The sequence below is a fragment of the Chloracidobacterium sp. genome, from assembly GCA_016711345.1.
Classification (GTDB): domain Bacteria; phylum Acidobacteriota; class Blastocatellia; order Pyrinomonadales; family Pyrinomonadaceae; genus OLB17.
The window spans coordinates 2,870,360-2,887,190 of sequence record JADJTD010000001.1 but is presented as its reverse complement, the minus strand read 5'-3'; the positions used below and the strand labels follow the sequence as shown (position 1 = coordinate 2,887,190).

At 47.6% G+C, this 16,831-nt stretch carries 12 protein-coding genes; 1 reads left to right on the top strand and 11 read right to left on the bottom strand.

What is annotated here, in order from left to right; genetic code table 11:
- Nucleotides 1-132 precede the first annotated feature (132 nt).
- Complete coding sequence (locus IPL32_11905; protein MBK8466527.1) at nt 133-1,734, top strand: right-handed parallel beta-helix repeat-containing protein; 1,602 nt, start codon at nt 133-135, stop codon at nt 1,732-1,734.
- Here the strand turns inward: IPL32_11905 and IPL32_11900 are convergent, their stop codons facing one another.
- From IPL32_11900 to IPL32_11850, 11 genes are all read right to left on the bottom strand, one after another.
- Nucleotides 1,735-2,778 carry a glycosyltransferase family 4 protein gene (locus tag IPL32_11900; protein MBK8466526.1) on the bottom strand — a complete coding sequence of 348 codons (1,044 nt, stop codon included), beginning with the start codon at nt 2,776-2,778 and terminating at the stop codon, nt 1,735-1,737. It lies immediately after the preceding gene.
- Nucleotides 2,778-3,917, bottom strand: coding sequence for a glycosyltransferase (locus tag IPL32_11895; protein ID MBK8466525.1), 1,140 nt, complete (start codon nt 3,915-3,917; stop codon nt 2,778-2,780). The genes IPL32_11900 and IPL32_11895 overlap by 1 nt, the downstream gene beginning before the upstream one ends.
- Nucleotides 3,914-6,358 carry an alginate lyase family protein gene (locus tag IPL32_11890; GenBank protein MBK8466524.1) on the bottom strand — a complete coding sequence of 815 codons (2,445 nt, stop codon included), beginning with the start codon at nt 6,356-6,358 and terminating at the stop codon, nt 3,914-3,916. The genes IPL32_11895 and IPL32_11890 overlap by 4 nt, the downstream gene beginning before the upstream one ends.
- A 27-nt stretch (nt 6,359-6,385) precedes the next feature.
- Complete coding sequence (locus IPL32_11885) at nt 6,386-7,537, bottom strand: hypothetical protein (protein ID MBK8466523.1); 1,152 nt, start codon at nt 7,535-7,537, stop codon at nt 6,386-6,388.
- Nucleotides 7,538-7,590: 53 nt separating this feature from the next.
- Nucleotides 7,591-9,489 (bottom strand): asparagine synthase (glutamine-hydrolyzing), encoded by a 1,899-nt coding sequence (asnB, locus tag IPL32_11880; GenBank protein ID MBK8466522.1) that lies wholly within the window; start codon nt 9,487-9,489, stop codon nt 7,591-7,593.
- A gap of 1 nt (nt 9,490) precedes the next feature.
- A complete protein-coding gene (locus IPL32_11875) occupies nt 9,491-11,086 on the bottom strand; it encodes an oligosaccharide flippase family protein (GenBank protein MBK8466521.1) in 1,596 nt (531 codons plus the stop codon).
- A gap of 26 nt (nt 11,087-11,112) precedes the next feature.
- Nucleotides 11,113-12,024, bottom strand: coding sequence for an FkbM family methyltransferase (locus tag IPL32_11870; GenBank protein ID MBK8466520.1), 912 nt, complete (start codon nt 12,022-12,024; stop codon nt 11,113-11,115).
- Nucleotides 12,025-12,188: 164 nt separating this feature from the next.
- Complete coding sequence (locus IPL32_11865; GenBank protein MBK8466519.1) at nt 12,189-13,352, bottom strand: GNAT family N-acetyltransferase; 1,164 nt, start codon at nt 13,350-13,352, stop codon at nt 12,189-12,191.
- A gap of 216 nt (nt 13,353-13,568) precedes the next feature.
- Nucleotides 13,569-14,681: a GNAT family N-acetyltransferase gene (locus IPL32_11860; GenBank protein ID MBK8466518.1), complete on the bottom strand. Its 1,113-nt coding sequence runs from the start codon at nt 14,679-14,681 to the stop codon at nt 13,569-13,571.
- On the bottom strand, nt 14,678-15,406 hold the full coding sequence (locus IPL32_11855; GenBank protein ID MBK8466517.1) for a class I SAM-dependent methyltransferase: 729 nt from the start codon (nt 15,404-15,406) through the stop codon (nt 14,678-14,680). The genes IPL32_11860 and IPL32_11855 overlap by 4 nt, the downstream gene beginning before the upstream one ends.
- 16 nt (nt 15,407-15,422) lie before the next feature.
- Nucleotides 15,423-16,736, bottom strand: a complete 1,314-nt coding sequence (locus IPL32_11850; GenBank protein MBK8466516.1) for an ABC transporter ATP-binding protein — start codon at nt 16,734-16,736, stop codon at nt 15,423-15,425.
- Nucleotides 16,737-16,831: the final 95 nt, after the last annotated feature.

Here is a 16,831-nt window from a genome sequence, read left to right as displayed (position 1 = left end):
GTCAGAACCACCAGCTGTAGCGGGCGGTTGTGACTAAAGAAAGTGAGAATAAGCCCCTATTTACAAATTTTTCTATGTATTCTAAGAGTGGATTTTGGCCATCTTTAGTCGTTTATAGCCATGTTGGCTTTTATGGTAAATGTAATGGCGGCAAATGCGGTAAGTGTTAGAAATAAAACGATCCGACGCAGGCAACGCAAAATAGTGCGGCCTTGGGCGCTGGTTTTTGTTGCATTTTTTTTCGTCGCGACCTCGATCCTCGGATATGACATGTATTCTGGCAGGCTCGGCATTATTGGCCCACAGCCATTGATCACCGAAAGCGGTGGAAAAAGAATCATCAAAGTTCCGCCGGGCGGCAATGTACAAGCAGCCATCGAAAAAGCAAACAGCGGCGACATAGTCGAACTCCAAGCCGGTGCAGTATATTCAGGAACGGTCAATCTTCCAAATAAGCCGCTGACCGATTTCGTCACAATTCAGTCATCTGCAGTAAGCGATCTGCCCGTTGACAAGCGAGTAAGCCCGGCACAAAGATCGTCGATGGCAATAATAGTCGCAGGTATTCTAGGTCGTCCCGCTGTCTCAGCCGCAAACGGTGCACATCATTATCGCTTCATTGGTATAGAATTCACCGCGGCGAGTTCGTTTTATAATTACGGCCTTGTCACGCTCGGCTCGGGCGAATCGCAGGCCGCCAAATTGCCGCATGATATTGAGATAGACCGTTCGTATTTTCATCCGCACAAGACCGGCACTACCCGTCGCGGTTTGGCTCTGAACAGCTCAAACACCATCATCAAAAACAGCTACTTCGAAGGCTTTGCGTTTCCGGGCGAAGAGACACAAGGGATCTGCGGCTGGACAGGCACTCGTAACGTGCGTGTTATCAATAATTATATCGAGGGCGGTGCAGAGAATATTATGTTCGGCGGTGCCGATCCAAATTCCGTTGATCTCATTCCAACGGATATTGAGGTTCGGGGAAATCATCTTAGCAAGCCCGCCGAGTGGAACGGCAAAGCCACAGTCAAAACTATCTTGGAACTCAAAAACGCAAAACGTGTGCAGTTCATCGGAAATCTGCTTACAAATAATTGGAAAGGCTCTGCATTTCGCATCACTGTTCGCAATCAGGACAATGGTGCGCCATTTTCAACGATCGAGGATGTTCTAATCAAGGACAACATCATCGACGGTGCGGGTGAAGGCATAAATATTCTTGGCAAGGACGACACATATCCTAGCCAAACCTTAAAAAAGCTCACAATCGAGAACAACCTGTTTTTGAATCTCGGCGGGGGAAACGGTTTTGAAGGTTCCGGTTACTTTATTCAGATCACAGATGGCGAGGACGTGACGATTACAAATAATACAATCTTTAATAGCGGCAATATCACAACGTTTTACGGTACCTTGCCGCGTAATTTTGTCTTTCTTGACAACATTATCGGACATGGCAACTACGGCATCCATGGCCCGATTGATCTCACATCGGACATCGCTAGATCGATGTTTCAAAACAACGTTTTTATGAATCTCAACAGTGTTCCCACTAGCGATTACGCATTTCCATCCGGAAACGAAATCGTTTCGGGCATCGCATACATTGGATTCGTTGATCCTTCACTAAAGGATTTTCGACTTGCCCCAAACAGCAAGTTTCGGGCTAAAGGCAGGAACGGAAAAAATCTAGGCAGTGATCTTTCGCCGCAACACGCTGCGTCACGGTGATCAAAGCAATCCTTCGTAGATATCAATAATTTCTTTGATGTTTGTATTGTCCGGCGAGGAGTTAAAACTTTTTTGTTTTTCTGTCGGCACGATCTGTTTGATCTTTTTGACAAGAGCATCTATGTCACCGATCCCGATCAAGTGAACACCGTCAGGCCGCGAATGTGTGTCGGTCGCGATCACAGATGTGCCTAGAAACAATGCTTCCCGAATCGAAATAGCATCGCCGTCAAACAACGTCGTACGCAAGACAATATCAGCATCATTGATGAGATGCAGAGTTAATGCGTGCTCGATATTCCCGGTTAGAAATATATTCTCACCGTATCCGCTCGCAGCAACGGCAGACTCGACCTCTTCCCGCATTGATCCGTCACCAACGATCATCAATCCTGCATTTTGAAATTCGCTCAGAACATCTCTCATCGCGTTGATCTGGATCAACGGATCATAATCCTTTTCAAGGCCGCCAACAGAGAGCAAAACAGGCGAATGCCGTTGGCAAAAGTTCGTAAGCTCCATTGGAAACACAATCTGTTCATCAGGATGCCGCAGCGAATATGGAAGTATAACTTTTATCCGATCCGAAGAGATACCATATCGCCGAAAAACATCAGCAATCGCTTCATTGACGGCGACCAGTCGAGAGAACCGTCGAAAGATATGTCCGCGAATCGTATTTGGAGACGCTTTTTGCGCTTCATCGGTCAATGGATACGCACCGGAATGCAGCGTGAGAACACACTTACCTTTTCCAAAGAACGCACACGCAGCCGCGAGGGCCAAAACACGACGACTGATAGTACCGCCGATATGTAAATGCAGAATGTCGAACCTCAGCGACGAGAGCAGCCGAAGTAATTCAATCGCTGAACCCGGATGATATACATCCTGTTCTTCAACGGCACGACTGCTTTGCGATGTTGCGATGACCGAACAGCTATGGCCGCGAGCGAACAACTCATCCCGGATCGCAAGCATATTTCGGCTTATGCCGCCTTCCGGCGGAGGATACGGGCCAAGTTGTAAAACGCGGAGCGGCATCAATTATTCTTCGTCAAAAGTGAATTGTATAGTGCGAGGGTCGCCTGTAGCTGAGATTGCTGTGAGAATTTTTCATCCACAATGAGCCTTCCTTTTGCCCCGAACGCAGACCCTTTTGCCCTATCATTCAAAAGTCCGATAAGGTGATTTGCCATCGCTTCGTCGTCATTTGATGCAACTACAAATCCGGTCTCCCCATCAATGATCGCCTCTGACGCACCGCCTACATTTGTTGCTACTACCGGTTTTCCAGCAGCCATGTACTCGAGTATAGAGTTGGAAAAACCTTCGGCCGTCGAGGTGAGCACACACGCATACGAGACGCCAAGCAACGCAGGCACATCATCGCACCTGCCAATAAAATGAACATTGTCTGCGATCCCCGAAAGCCTCGCTGACTCTTGCAACTGTGCCTCAAGTTCACCTTCGCCGGCAATCACAAAGTGAACATCGCGTTGATTTTCTATTACCCGCTTTGCCGCACGAAGATGCATCGGAACATTTTTCACACAATGGCGCAGATTCGCAACTATCGTGATGAAACAAATATTTTTGTCATGTGGAATGCCAAGTTTATTGCAGGTTGATGCACGATCTCTATTGACGATATCAAACTGGTCAACATCGATACCATTGTAAATAATATGTACCTTGTCCCGCTTGATCGCAGACTCTGTGAGGTAGTCGCAAACTGCGGTGGAATTGGCAATGATCGCATGTGCTTGTCCGAAAGCTATCTTCTCGATAAGCTTCTGAGTTCCCGAACGCATTCCACCGGTTTCGCGTTTTGATGCAATGCGAACCGGCACGCCCGCGATTCGTGCCGCAGTCATTCCAAAGATGTTGGTATAAAAATCGTGTGTGTGAACAATATCTATTTTATTGTCACGCAAATATTTGACGCAGCGTCGCACCTGACAAACAAAGTTCACATCGTAAAAAGACGTGAGTGGAAATTCGGGAATGTCCGGCAACCCAACTGTCTCGATCTCAGCTCGCAAAACTCCTGCGTTATTTAACGTCGCCGCAAATACATTATACGAACCTTCGTTGTTCAAAAGCTTTACAAGGTTTACAGCCTGACGTTCCGAGCCGCCTTGATAAAAGCTGCCGATAAGATGTAAGACTTTTTTCTTCACTTAGAGGAGCGACGGTCAGATGACGTTTGCCGTCGGTCACCTTGCCTTCGTTCAGCAGGTCCGAGCGAAGCTGTGTGGCGGCCTTCGTCCGTCTTGATATAAAGCTCGTTGCCCATTCGCCTGGCCGAAGCAAACGGAATCTGCGACTCATCGAAAATCTCATGCTCACCAATTCGCAATCCGCTGCCGTCGATCAAAACAAACTCGTCCGGTGTAGTTTCGTCCTGTCGAATGCGTGCCCAAGAGTATTTGAAATTAGAATCAAACGCACCTGTTTCAATATATTGATCGCTAACTTCGTTAAAGATAAATGCGTCGGTGTATCCATTATATTTTATTACAAAAGCACGTCCGGCTTGTATTGAAACTTCAAATACTTCGGGAGCTTCGACACCTTCAGCGACGGGTAATATGAATGTGAAAAATTCCTGCGTACCGTTACCTCGCGACAGGAATTTGATTGAAGTCGCGTCCACTTTATCGCCATGATTCTTCGAGACAAAGCTGTCCGCTTGCCGCCATATTCCGCTGTCGCCAAATGTAAACATTCGATGCGAGTCGTCACTTACCCAACCGCCATTCTCGGAGATCTGAGGTTTGCGGTCTGGGCTATATTGAAAATTCAGCGAAAAATCATGTTCGCCGGTCGTTTCCACAAGGTCACGCATTATCCAGTAGTCGCCTTTTAGAAACAATATGCTTCGCGTATGCGTCGCACCATTAATGAGCCGCTCGTAGCCGTCGTGAGAGCCTTCGAAAAAGTCAAAACGCTCTTCCGAAATCCACTCTTTTCGATGGCAGTCCGCACGAGTTTTCCAGCCAAAAGCATTGCCCGGCTCTGATGACGAACGACCATTAATTGAGATCGTGTTATGTGCCATGCTCGACCTAAAGTGGTCTCGCGCCTCGCTCGATTCGTGATAACTGTAGGTACCTGGATCAACAAAGAGGCTTTTACCTTGCAGAGCAACTTCTATCGAAAGGGCGTCAGCGTGACCGTGGCCGGCCGAGAGGGAACCAACCTCACCGCAATCGACGATGAGGTAATTGTCCGTTTCATCATAGCCGTCGCGCATTACGCAATAACCCCCATCCGCAAAATCTATTGACCCATCAGTCGGTTCCGCTTCTTCGATAGATTCATATTTTTGTATTCCTTCCGGCCCCATCAACCAAAACAACTCCGGACTGGCTTTACCTGCAATGTACTTAAGATCGCCGCGATGAAACAAAGCAGCTCCTACTGCAAGCGAACCGCGAAAATCATCCGGCTCAGCATCTGTAAGCGGCAACATTCTTCCGCCATCATCATCACCGATCAGCGGTGTGTGTCTATTCGGCAGCGTAAAATGTCCCATACATTCGAACGCCTTCTGCAGACGATTTTCCATATCAGGTGTAGCTGGCGACTCGTCAGAAAGCGATCTCAAAATGGCGAAATGCGAAAAGAAGTCAACCGTGTAGCGTTGGTACCAAGTGCTTTGTTCAAAATAAACGCCGTCGGGAAGTATTTGTTTCTCTATTTCGGCGAGCAGAATATCTTCCCCGACTTTTTTCCAATCTTTGGCCCGCTCAAAGAATGGAAGCTGCGTGCCGAGATAATACAGGCCCAGTCCTTCACCAGTGAGATGCGTGTTCGGACTGTAATATTTTGATAAATATTGCTCTATGTGACGGCCTTGCAGATATAGATATTTGGTTGCCTTTTTGAAAAGCTCCGGCGTAAAGTGATCGGAATTCTTAAACAAATGAAAAGCCCAGATCCATGACATTGCACGAAATGATATCTCAAGACTGCTCGACCAATTAACACCCATTCCCGGCGGATTCTGTTCCATCCACGATTCAAGATGTTCGGCAAAAGCAACTCCAAAACGCTCGTCATTTGTTAGGCAGAAAGCGACACCAAGCGTAAAGAAATGCTGGTGCCGATTGAGTTCCCAGATGATCTTTTTATTGCCTGTTTCCGTGGAGTCCAGATCGTCGAAGTCTTTCCAGTGTTTCAGCGGTGACCGTTTGCCTGAAAGCGGCTCACGATGCCAGTCAACATCAATTCCAATATTGAGATCTTTTAGACCAAGCAGATCGATCTTGCCATCTACAATTCTATTGGCGGCATCAATGAAATGTTCCGCAGACTTTTCGCCAAATATTATCCTGAATGATGATGCTGAGGATTCGGGATCACAAAGAGGTGGAAAGAAATGCTTATCGCCATTATTATAAAATTTTTGCCAGAGACTTTCTGCAATGATCGGAGCCTTTCCAAACTGCCCTGCGTCGATCAGCCGCACGAATTCTTCGTCTGTCGGAATATCAGCTCCACCAAGTACTTGTTCACGGTACACAGAAAACGCCTGTCCGCCGCGAGTGAGTATCTCATCTAAGCTACGTATCCGCTTCATTTTTTCTAGTGGCTTGCCCATCACCTCAACTGCCATAATACACCCTTCGTTAATTCCCTATTTTTAGCCGTTTTGCATTATTGATCTCAACCGATAACTTCGGTGATCATTTGGGTCACCTCCTTTGCCGTCAATCGCGGCAAGGGCGATGTTAAAAGCTTCACGTGCAGTCGCAAAATGGACTTTGAATGCCCCCGACTTTTCCGATTCCTCAACGATCCCGTCAAAAAAACGTTTCGCGTCTTCACCGATACATACCGACTGGTCATGGTCGAAAAAGCCGTGACAATACAATTTGATGAACACCCAATCGGACTTGCCCTTAACGGTTACGTTAGCCGACCTCCATCGGCTAAATCGTTCGGCATCGAGCGTTTGATTTGCAGTGAGTGCTCCGTCATCGATTCTCGGAACGGGCAAGCCGTTGATCCGCCGCGTCCAGTTAAATACTAACGGTCCTGTAAAGATCAGCGGCAATTGAGGTGCGTTTCCATTTGTCGACACGCGATGGCCGCGTCTGTGTGGCGCGGATTCGTTTATCGGCAAAGCACATTCATAAACCTGATTGATAACGGCCACCTGGGATTGATCCGGAGCCGAAGGCAGCGTCATATCGGCATAGCAGCCGGTGTCACGCAGGATCTCCATCTCATTATCAACGCCGCAAAAACGTCCACCACAGGAATTTGCAAGAGCAAGGTTACCGTGAACAAAAGCGTACATCGGATTGCCTGCCCCGTCCATTTGCGATAGACATTTGTGCTTGTCGGCGAGCGTATCGCGAAAATCAGTCAGCGTTTGTCGCAAATTTTTCGCAGTGTCCGGCCGTTTTACGCCGTGATGAAGATGCACTTCAACTTCGCCGAGCCCTTCGCTTTGCATCTCGGTCAGAATGTCGAGAACCTCTGGATGATACTGCTCTGCCGGATAAAAATTCGTATGTCGAAACTTTGTGCCGTCAACATCGCGAACAGCTTCGCCCGTTTCACGCGCCATTTTGTGGTAAGCCTTTAGGCGGGTCATCTGCGCCTTATGATCTAGCACTCCGTTCTCACTCCAGCCGGGCTCAAAATGATTGGCAACTGTGATGATAAGGTGCTTTTTCTCGAATGCCGTCTGTTCAAGAAACGACGCCGCACGCGACAACGGATAACGCGCCAGCCACGGAAGATTCCAGCGAAGTTTGGTACTAAATGATGTGTCGTTTGAGGTCATTATCAGGGTAAAACTTCCAGCCACTAGCTTCTGGCCAGGAGATGACTAGAAATCTATTTCGAAAAAGAAGAAGTATCATCGATATATCGCCGGTGCCAAAGCTCTAACATCCACAGTGTCCACAACGCATGTGAATGATCGCGTCGTCCTCGTCGATGTTCGTCGAGAAGCAGGCTGACATATTTAGGTTCAAAATATCCGCGTGACATAAAGCGGCTGTCTGACAGGTCACTCGTAATTCGGTCTTTTAACTGAAGATTGATCCATTCGTTGATCGGCACGCCAAAGCCTTGCTTTTCTCGATGTAGTATTTCACGCGGCACCAGATCGCTGATCGCTTTTTTGAAAATGTATTTTGTTTCCCTTCCCTTAAGCTTCATCGAGGATGGAATTCGCGTCACATATTCGATCAATTTGTGATCGAGCAGCGGGCTTCGCGTCTCCAGCGACGACGCCATGCTCATTCGATCAACCTTGGTCAAAATATCGCTTGGCAGATAGGTTTTGCTGTCCAGATACAGTAAATTTTCGAGCTGCTCATCTGTTGTCACACTACCTGCGATCTGACGAAATAATTTCTCGCCACGCAGGAAGCTTCCGTTCATTTTTGTCCTGATCTCGTTTGAATATAGTTTGCGTTTTCGCGGCCCGTTAAAATGCGAGATGCTGTCGATGTAACGGCCGGCCGCGTCGAGCGAGATATTAAAAAGATAATTCTTGCCAAAGGCTCCATGGGGCAATGCCTCGCTTAACGGACGCAGCAGTTTTTCTCTAACCGCACGAGGTAACCCCTCAAGGCCGCTACGATTTCGGTCGGTGACATATCGTGTGTAGCCTCCGAAAAGTTCGTCACCGCCGTCACCAGATAGAACAACCGTAACGTGTTCGCGTGCCATTTTCGACACCATATACGTCGGCAAAGCAGACGAATCAGCAAACGGCTCGTCAAAATGCCAAACGAGGTCATCGACGACATTGACAAAATCCGGAGTCAAAGTAAATTCGTGATGCTCGGTATTAAAATGAGTGGCGGCAAGGCGCGCATACTTCAATTCGTCAAAACTGTCTTCATTAAATCCGATAGAAAACGTCTTTACCGGCTGGTCCATTATCTGCGACATCAAGCCAACGACTGCGCTCGAATCAACACCACCCGAAAGAAACGCTCCCAGTGGAACTTCGGAGATCAATCTGACACCGACCGCGTCTCGCAGCTTGTCGTAAAGATCGGCAGCAACCTCATCTTCGCCCGTTGTAAGCAGTTCACCTGCAAAATCGAAATCCCAATATTTCTCTGTTCGTATCTCGCCGTTCTTGAAGGTAAGAAAATGTCCCGGCTCAAGTTTTTTGACGCCCTTGAAGATACACAGTTCTTCCGGCACATAGCCGAATGACAGATAGGAATCTAGAGCACCATGATCGATCTCACGGGTTACGCCGCCGTGTTCAAGAAGCACCTTCATCTCGGAACCAAAGACAAATTCGCCACTAGCCGTCATTGTGTAGAACATAGGCTTTTTACCAACGCGGTCGCGCGCCACAAACAAGCTTTGCTCCTCGACATCCCAGATCGCAAACGCAAACATTCCGCGCAGATGCAGCACACAATCCTCGCCAAATTCTTCGTAAGAGTGAATGATCGTCTCGGTGTCAGAGTTCGTTCTGAATTTGTAGCCGCGTGATTCAAGATCTTTTTTCAGCTCACGATAATTGTAGATCTCACCGTTAAAAACGATCAGCTTTGTACGTTCGCCGTTATAGACAGGCTGCTGGCCGTTCGCGAGATCGATGATCGACAACCGACGCATGCCCATCGCCGCTCGGCCTACCACGGCAGTTCCCTGTTCGTCCGGTCCGCGATAGGTGATGACGCGGCACATCGCATCGAGCAACGCAGCGCGTTCTTCCGTGCGGCCGTTAGTTTTTGAAATAAAGCCCGCGATTCCGCACATATTAGCTATCCGTCAGCGGGTGGATGCCGCGCTTTGGAAAAAGCCTCCTCGTGAAATTTCTAACTGTTTGTTTTTCATCATCCTCGATGACGCCCCAGGAGTTTGCAGCGAGCAAATACACAGGCACAAAAACCAATGCTGTAACAAGCAAAACAAAACTGCCGCCTACAAAGCTCAGAGCTGCCGGTGTGTTCAGTGACAAAACACTGGCTGCAAAACCCTCGCCGGCCAGTTTGAGAGATTCATGCGCATTTGTATAAACAATAAATGTGACGACGCCGGCCAATATACTTATCAAGGCTGTTTTTGCCGTGTCCTTGAAAAGCGACAGGTGCCGCGAACCGATCTTTAGCTTATGTATCACCATTGTGTCTGCGATAAATTTCTCGATCAGTATCGCGGCGACCGCAACTGTGATCATTCCCGTCAGGCTAAAGTAACCGAGACCGAAATACAGCACTGCGACCATGCTAGTCAGTACTAAAAGACGCGACAGGAGAAACAGTCTACCGAGTTCCTTGAACGAACGGACGATCGGATCGACAATGAGAACGCAAAATGGCAGTATCGTCAGATTGATGACAAAGATCGAAGCACTCAGTTCATAATCCTGCGTAAAAAGCGTAACGACGAACGTCTTCGCCGTTACCATCAAAAACACGTAGATCGGAAAATAGAAGAATGCAAGTTTCTGTGCCGAACGCGCCAGCAGGCGAATCATTTCGTCACGATCACCCACAAGTTGAAGTTCGTTCATTCGCGGGATTAGTACGGACGTGACCGATTCCGAAAGCATTGCAATCAGCGGTAATTCAAAACAGCCGTAAGCGTAGATGGCATATTCCGAAGGCGAAAATTGATACCCGACAAAGTAATTGTGAATATCGGTTTGAGCTATCCACAAAACTCCTGTCAGCCCGAAAGGCACTGCATACATCATCTGCTCGTGGAAAAATCCCGCATCGAAATGGCGCCAAAATCCCTCAAACCTGGTCCTTAAATAATTGAGTAAAATAAAAGTCTGAATGATTCCCTGGATCATCGCTGCATAGAGAAAAGATTCGACCGTGGCAAATGCAAATACAGCGGTTCCCATCAGCAGCGTCTTCGATAGCGAAGCGAGAACAATGAACATCGTCGCAACTCTAGCTTCCTGATTTGCGATGGCAACAATTTCCAAAAATGTCCCAAATATCCAGATCCAGATAACGACGCCAATCATCGGAGCGAGCTGTGAAAGTTCTTCGCTTCGAAAGATATTGCCCAGGATTTGCGGAAACACTTGCAATGCCAGACACGCCAACCCGCCGACAACAAAATTAAAGATGAGAATATTAAATATCGCTGCACCGCGTCTTGCAGTGCTCTCGCGCGCCAAGAAATAATATGCGCTCATCGAAAAGCCCAGCGGCAAGATGATCACAGCGTTGGTTATTACCAAAAATGCTTGTCGATAATGTCCGACGGCGTCCTGGGTCAGATGCCGGACAATGATGAGAGGCAGGACAAAGCTGAATGCAAAGCCGATGATCTTTGCGACCAGCAGCCAGGCACTCTGTTCTCTTAATGAGATCTTTGCGGTCTCCTTGTTTGTCACTACTTATTAACCATCAACCCGCTGGCCTAGACATGCGCCAGATATTGACCAACTTGCGAAAAACTTCCCAGCACGGCGCTTACCATTCCGAATCGAGCGTGAGTGTCAAACCAACCGGGAATAGACCGTCTGAATATTCGCTCAAGATGTGCGATCATGCGTTTTCCGTTCTGTGTTTGTATCAAATACGAGTAGTCGCCAAACAGCCAGTAGCGGACAAAGATCCTGCGATAGTCGTTCAGGACCTTGTCGCTGCTCTTCCATGTTCCCGCTGTTTCCTCGCCAAATGGGCCTGACGCACCTTCCTCAAACTCGTGAAATTTCAGTCCGTTTGTTGAGGGCAGCTGCGGACGCACCTTTTCAAAGTCCTGTTTGACTGCCTTAAATCCTGAGTAGCCAAGCTGTTCGAGCAGTTCAAATTCGTACTCGAGCTTTCGGAAAACGAGCTTCTCAGAGCGAATAGAAATGTAATCGGGTTTGTTCTCGAATTTGAGCAATGCACGCAGACAGATCGTTTCTGAGCCGACAATATCGGCCTTGAGATAGTGCGGAATTCCGTATTTTTCAAGGCACTGTTCAAAATCGACCGCGGGCACACTTATCAGATCATTTTTGGTGCCCAGAACTTCGTTTCTCGATGCCCAGTCATTACATGCGGTACTCCACAATGCATGATCGTTATTCCGGTAAAATCCTACTTCTGCCGGACGGCCATTTGAAGAAACGTTTTCGGTGATCGCGCCTTCAACGATCTCTAACCGGTCCTCAGCGATCTCACCCTTGAATCGGTTACGGCAAAACTCGACGCTGTCGGGATTAGCCTCAAAAGCGATGACGCGATAGCCCTTTTTCAGGTAATAGTCCGTATCCTGTCCACTTTGCAGTCCGACATCGTAGATCAGGTTCGGATCCTTTGCTGTTTTCTTAAGTTCGTTCATTCTCGGCACTCGAAAAATGCCGCTTGACCGGCAATTTCCTCTCATAAAAAGCAACAATACCCCTTGTTTTTCAGTATTTCCGGCAATATAAGTACTGTTGTAGGTTGAGGATCGGCTACGGACTGGAGTTCATCGGGCATTTTATTAGCAGATGCCGGAAAGTCTCAGACGGGTACGTGTTGAAGGAGAGACGAAAATGCGGGTGAAAGCAGATGGATTTCGGAAAAGGACTCGGCAAAGCCGACCTGAATGCACGCAAATCTTGCGCGCCACGCTCTCCAACCCCTTAAAATTACTTTCATCCAGATCCAATGACGTACCGGATGAATGACTGCACACACGGGACCGGGCATCACGCGGCCTTCGGGCCTGAACATACGCTTGAACTCGAAAACGTGGTTATTTCGTTTGGGGTCGCCGGGGCCGCCCATATCAAAATAATTGCAGCCTAGTTCTTGTGCATCGCGCATTCCGATCCATGTAAGCAGGGCCGCTGGACTCGGTTTTCCTTCAAGGGCATCAACATCTAGTGCGGATAATGTTCCTTCGGCTATCACTCCGCCACTAACAATGATCTGTGCGGCAACTAGTTTGTCTTCGTAAGTACACAGATAAAGCCGCGCGCGGGCATTTTCCGCCCCGAGTTCGATGATTTTTTTCCATACTCTTTTAGGTTTTGAAGAAAGGTTGAATCGCTTTCTAAGCGCGAGCCTTTCAAACAAATCCCATGCAAGATCGAAGTCTTCTTTTGAAGATGCAATACGGAATTCGTAACCCACGTCAGCTGCCTTTCTGATCTTTCTACGTGCTGTCTCATTGAAGGTGGCCAGCGTTTCATGCTTAGTGTCCTTCTGCTGGACGATCAAAAAGTTACGGGGATCGCGCGAAAACGGATATGGTTCTAGCGATTTAACTGACTCAGATCTTCTAAGAATCGAGAAAACTTCGTCCTGCCCATGAGTAAATCGGACAAACGCATAATCCAGATTCTTCGCAAGTTCGATCAGGCTTAAAACACACTTCTCAGCGTCCTCGGGACTTGAACTAAAAATGAAAGGCCCGCGATCCACAAGCGCAAAGCGGAATGGAAATCTTCCAGCTTCCATGATCGCCGCTGTCGCAATGGGGCGATCAACATCTCCGTAATAAAAAAATCTTGTTCTATAACCCTGTTCTTCGTGGGCCTTGACCCAAAACGGGAATTGAAGGTACGGGCAATCCGTGGACGCCAACTTTTGGTCCCAAACGTGAAAAGACTGACTGGGCACTTCGCACCATTCCATTTTTGTAGAAGAGGTCTCGGAATTGTACGAATTATAATTCAACATGAAATTACTTCTCGAAGTCACTGCAAGCCCGTCATCTCTGAGGCTTTCGCAAGATAATATTTTATTATCGAGGCGTTCCCTAATTTATCATACACATAATAGCGTTTGAATCCTTATTTTCAAGAAAATATTCATTCGCTTTTTTGAATATTCGCAGCCAAGCAAAAACTTTTCAAACTGTGGGTTTGCCAAAATCTCTTTCACATTTGGTTTCTATCATTCGCTCTCCGCAAGTACCTCCGCAATGGTCTTTTGTTTTTTATGCCCATTGGTCCTTTTTTTCAAACGCCTAAATCGGGAGCGAATAGGAACAAATAATCGATATACCAAAACCTTCCAAAGGCGAAACAATCGAGGTTTTAGAACTATTGTCACGGCTTCCGGATAGACAAATAAAACCGGCCGGAAGTTTCGTTTGAATTGAAACAGCTGGTTTTTGACACCGTCGCCGGGCGAGCCGATATTATAATATTCACAGCCCTCTCGATATAAGTCTCGCATAGCAAACCAATGGGCGAATGCCGCCGGACTCTCATTTGTCCGCAATCCATCAAGCTCCATCCCGCCGATCATGTATTCCGCGGTTGCACCGTACTTTAGTATCAATATGGCCAGCACTGGACGTTCGTTAAGGTGCGCCTTGTAAAGTCGAACACAATTATGTTTTCTCGCGTGTCGAATTACTCTAAGCCACGCATCAAGCGGCCTATTAGATACCTGAAGGCCTTTCTGGCCAGCATGTCTTTCAAGCATCGGCCAAATGTCTTTAAGGTCTTCCGGATCGTCCGAGACACTGATCTCATAACCTTCTTTCTGGCCTTTTCTGATCTTTCTTCGTCCCGTTTCGTTGAACGACAACATCATTTCGGTGTCGTCATCCAACTGCCGCACCAAAAGGTGATTCCTCGCATTTTCGTAACCTGGATAAAACCCGCCTTTTTCAGTAAGAACAGTGCTCAAAAACATATCAAGCACCGCTTGATCGGAATGGGTGATTTTCAAAAAGAAATAGCCAAGATTTCTAATCAATTGAACGAAACCCTTTATCAAGGAGGAGTCTATTTCGATGTCGGCTAAAGGAACCAAACCGCAGTGCATTATGCCGATTCGGGCTGTCGGCGGGCCCAAAGATAAAAAGCTAGTGTAGACCAAAGGCGTGTGTTTCGTCTGTAATATAAAATACCTTGGAGTCACCCAGCGCTTTCTAAATGATTCCACCCAGTAAGGATATTGTCGGTAGGTAGCCTGCGTTCTCTGAAGGCGTTGATTCCACTCAACGATCTCCTCTCCTTCGACCTCAGCCCACTCTGCTCCGTCCGGCACATTCATTTGAAATCAACCTTCTCCTCGCAAGGTTTAGGCGGAATTGCGCGGTTTTGAAATATGTGGACTGTCGTACGGGATTCCATCTTCTGTTCATCGATCAGTTCAAAGGTTCCGTTCTCTACGATCCGTTCATAATAATTTTCGGGAAGATTGTTATAAATGATCGTAAGTTTTCGCGGTTTATTTTCTAACGACAAACGTAGATTTTCCAATACGATCAACAGAACCGACAGAGGAAACGGATTGAATAAATAAACATAATTGTAGCCATCCAGTTCAGTAAACTCAGTTGCGTCTGCACAATATATTTCTGATCGTTTAGTTAGTCGAAGCCGTGAAAGATTCCTGCGAGCTATCCGAACCCAATCCTGGGAATGTTCCAAGCCATCTATCCTCGCGAATGGGAATTTTGACAACCGGATCATTGCTGCACCCTTACCGCATCCAATATCAATTATTCTATCGGCTTCAGTTATTCCGAGAGTTTCCACTGCTGATTCCAATTCGCTGCCCGAGGTTTGTCGTGGCCTTATCGTTTTACTCGACAACTTCAGGTCATCTAAACCGGTTCCTGAGTTCTTGGTGTATGTCTCCAGATCATCTGAGGCTAGATCCAGATATCCGAGCTGTGTTTTCTTATCAAGCAGTATTACGAATTCCCGCAAACCATGTTCTCGCACGATCCGAAGTAAAGTACGGGATTTTCGCGAAAGGTTCCGTACTGACATGGTTGATCTGTTTCCGTTATTCACGTTGAAAATTTCGCTCCCAATGCAATATCTGTTTCCAGGCTGATCTGATGTGATATTTACCCCATTTTGGGTCAAGTTGAAGGTCACCCCACTTCCCCGGTTTGGGTAACACCCGAAAACTTCCGCATAGTCGGGGAAAATCGATGTCACGCTGCCCCTCTGTGATCCACGGACTGAGATAATATCGTCCGGGATAAAGCCCCAAATCTTCTATGAACGCTTGAATCCTAACATTCCCCTTCGTTGTCCCGGTACGAAGCCCGTCATGCGTAGATCGAATATCGATAAAGGGTTCGCCGGACGAATCATGTATAAGAACTCCGAAACATGGATCGACGACAGGTTGATAAAATTCGGCTTCCATTTCGAAACACACTTTGCTTCCGACAGGAAAGGCGCCTTGTTGTTTTCCGGCTTCGTCTAAAACGGCAAGCCGTGTAAGACAAGCCTGCCCTGATCCCTGCCTGTCCTGCCAATCACGAATGTCCAGGCTGGTGCCTTGACGCGAATCGGACAGATAATCGCTAACGATCTCGGACGGAGATCCTGTGCTGTGTATTTGTCCGTTTCTGAACAGAATCGCCCGTTTGCAAAGCTGCTGGATCGTAGACATATTATGACTGACGAATAGCACTGTTCTACCCGCGCCCGCAACCTTCTCCATTTTTCCCAGGCATTTTTCCTGAAAGGCGGAATCCCCAACGGCGAGAACTTCGTCCACGATCATGATCTCAGCCTCAAGGTGGGCCGCCACAGCGAATGCCAGCCGGACAGTCATTCCGCTGGAGTATCGCTTGACGGGCGTGTCAATAAATTTCACAACCTCAGCAAATTCAACGATTTCGTCGAATTTTGAGTGTATCTCCGCCTTGGTCATGCCAAGAATAGCGCCGTTGAGAAACACATTTTCGCGTCCGGTCAGTTCAGGATGAAACCCGGTGCCGACTTCCAAAAGGCTTGCAATACGGCCTTTGACACGGACTTCACCACTGGTTGGTGCTGTGACTCTTGACAGTATTTTAAGAATCGTGCTCTTTCCCGCTCCGTTGCGTCCGATGATGCCGAGAACTTCTCCCTGATGAACATCAAATGAAACATTTCTCAATGCCCATATTTCATTTTCACCGTTCGCTTCCCCGCCGTTCGATCTTTTGACAGCCTGCGCATCGACCTTAACAAACGGGTCGGGCCGTCCTCTGAGTTTGGCCCATTTGCGGCTGACGTCATCCACCAATCGCTTACCGCTAATTACGCCAAGCCGGTAATGCTTAGAAAGATCGTCTACCTGAATCACGATTTCGGACATATATCTCGACAAACCCGAGCGGGATCGCTGAACCAAACTACTGTGATTTTCGCACATTTGGGCGGGGAAAGTTACGTCAAAGTGAGAAAACCGTA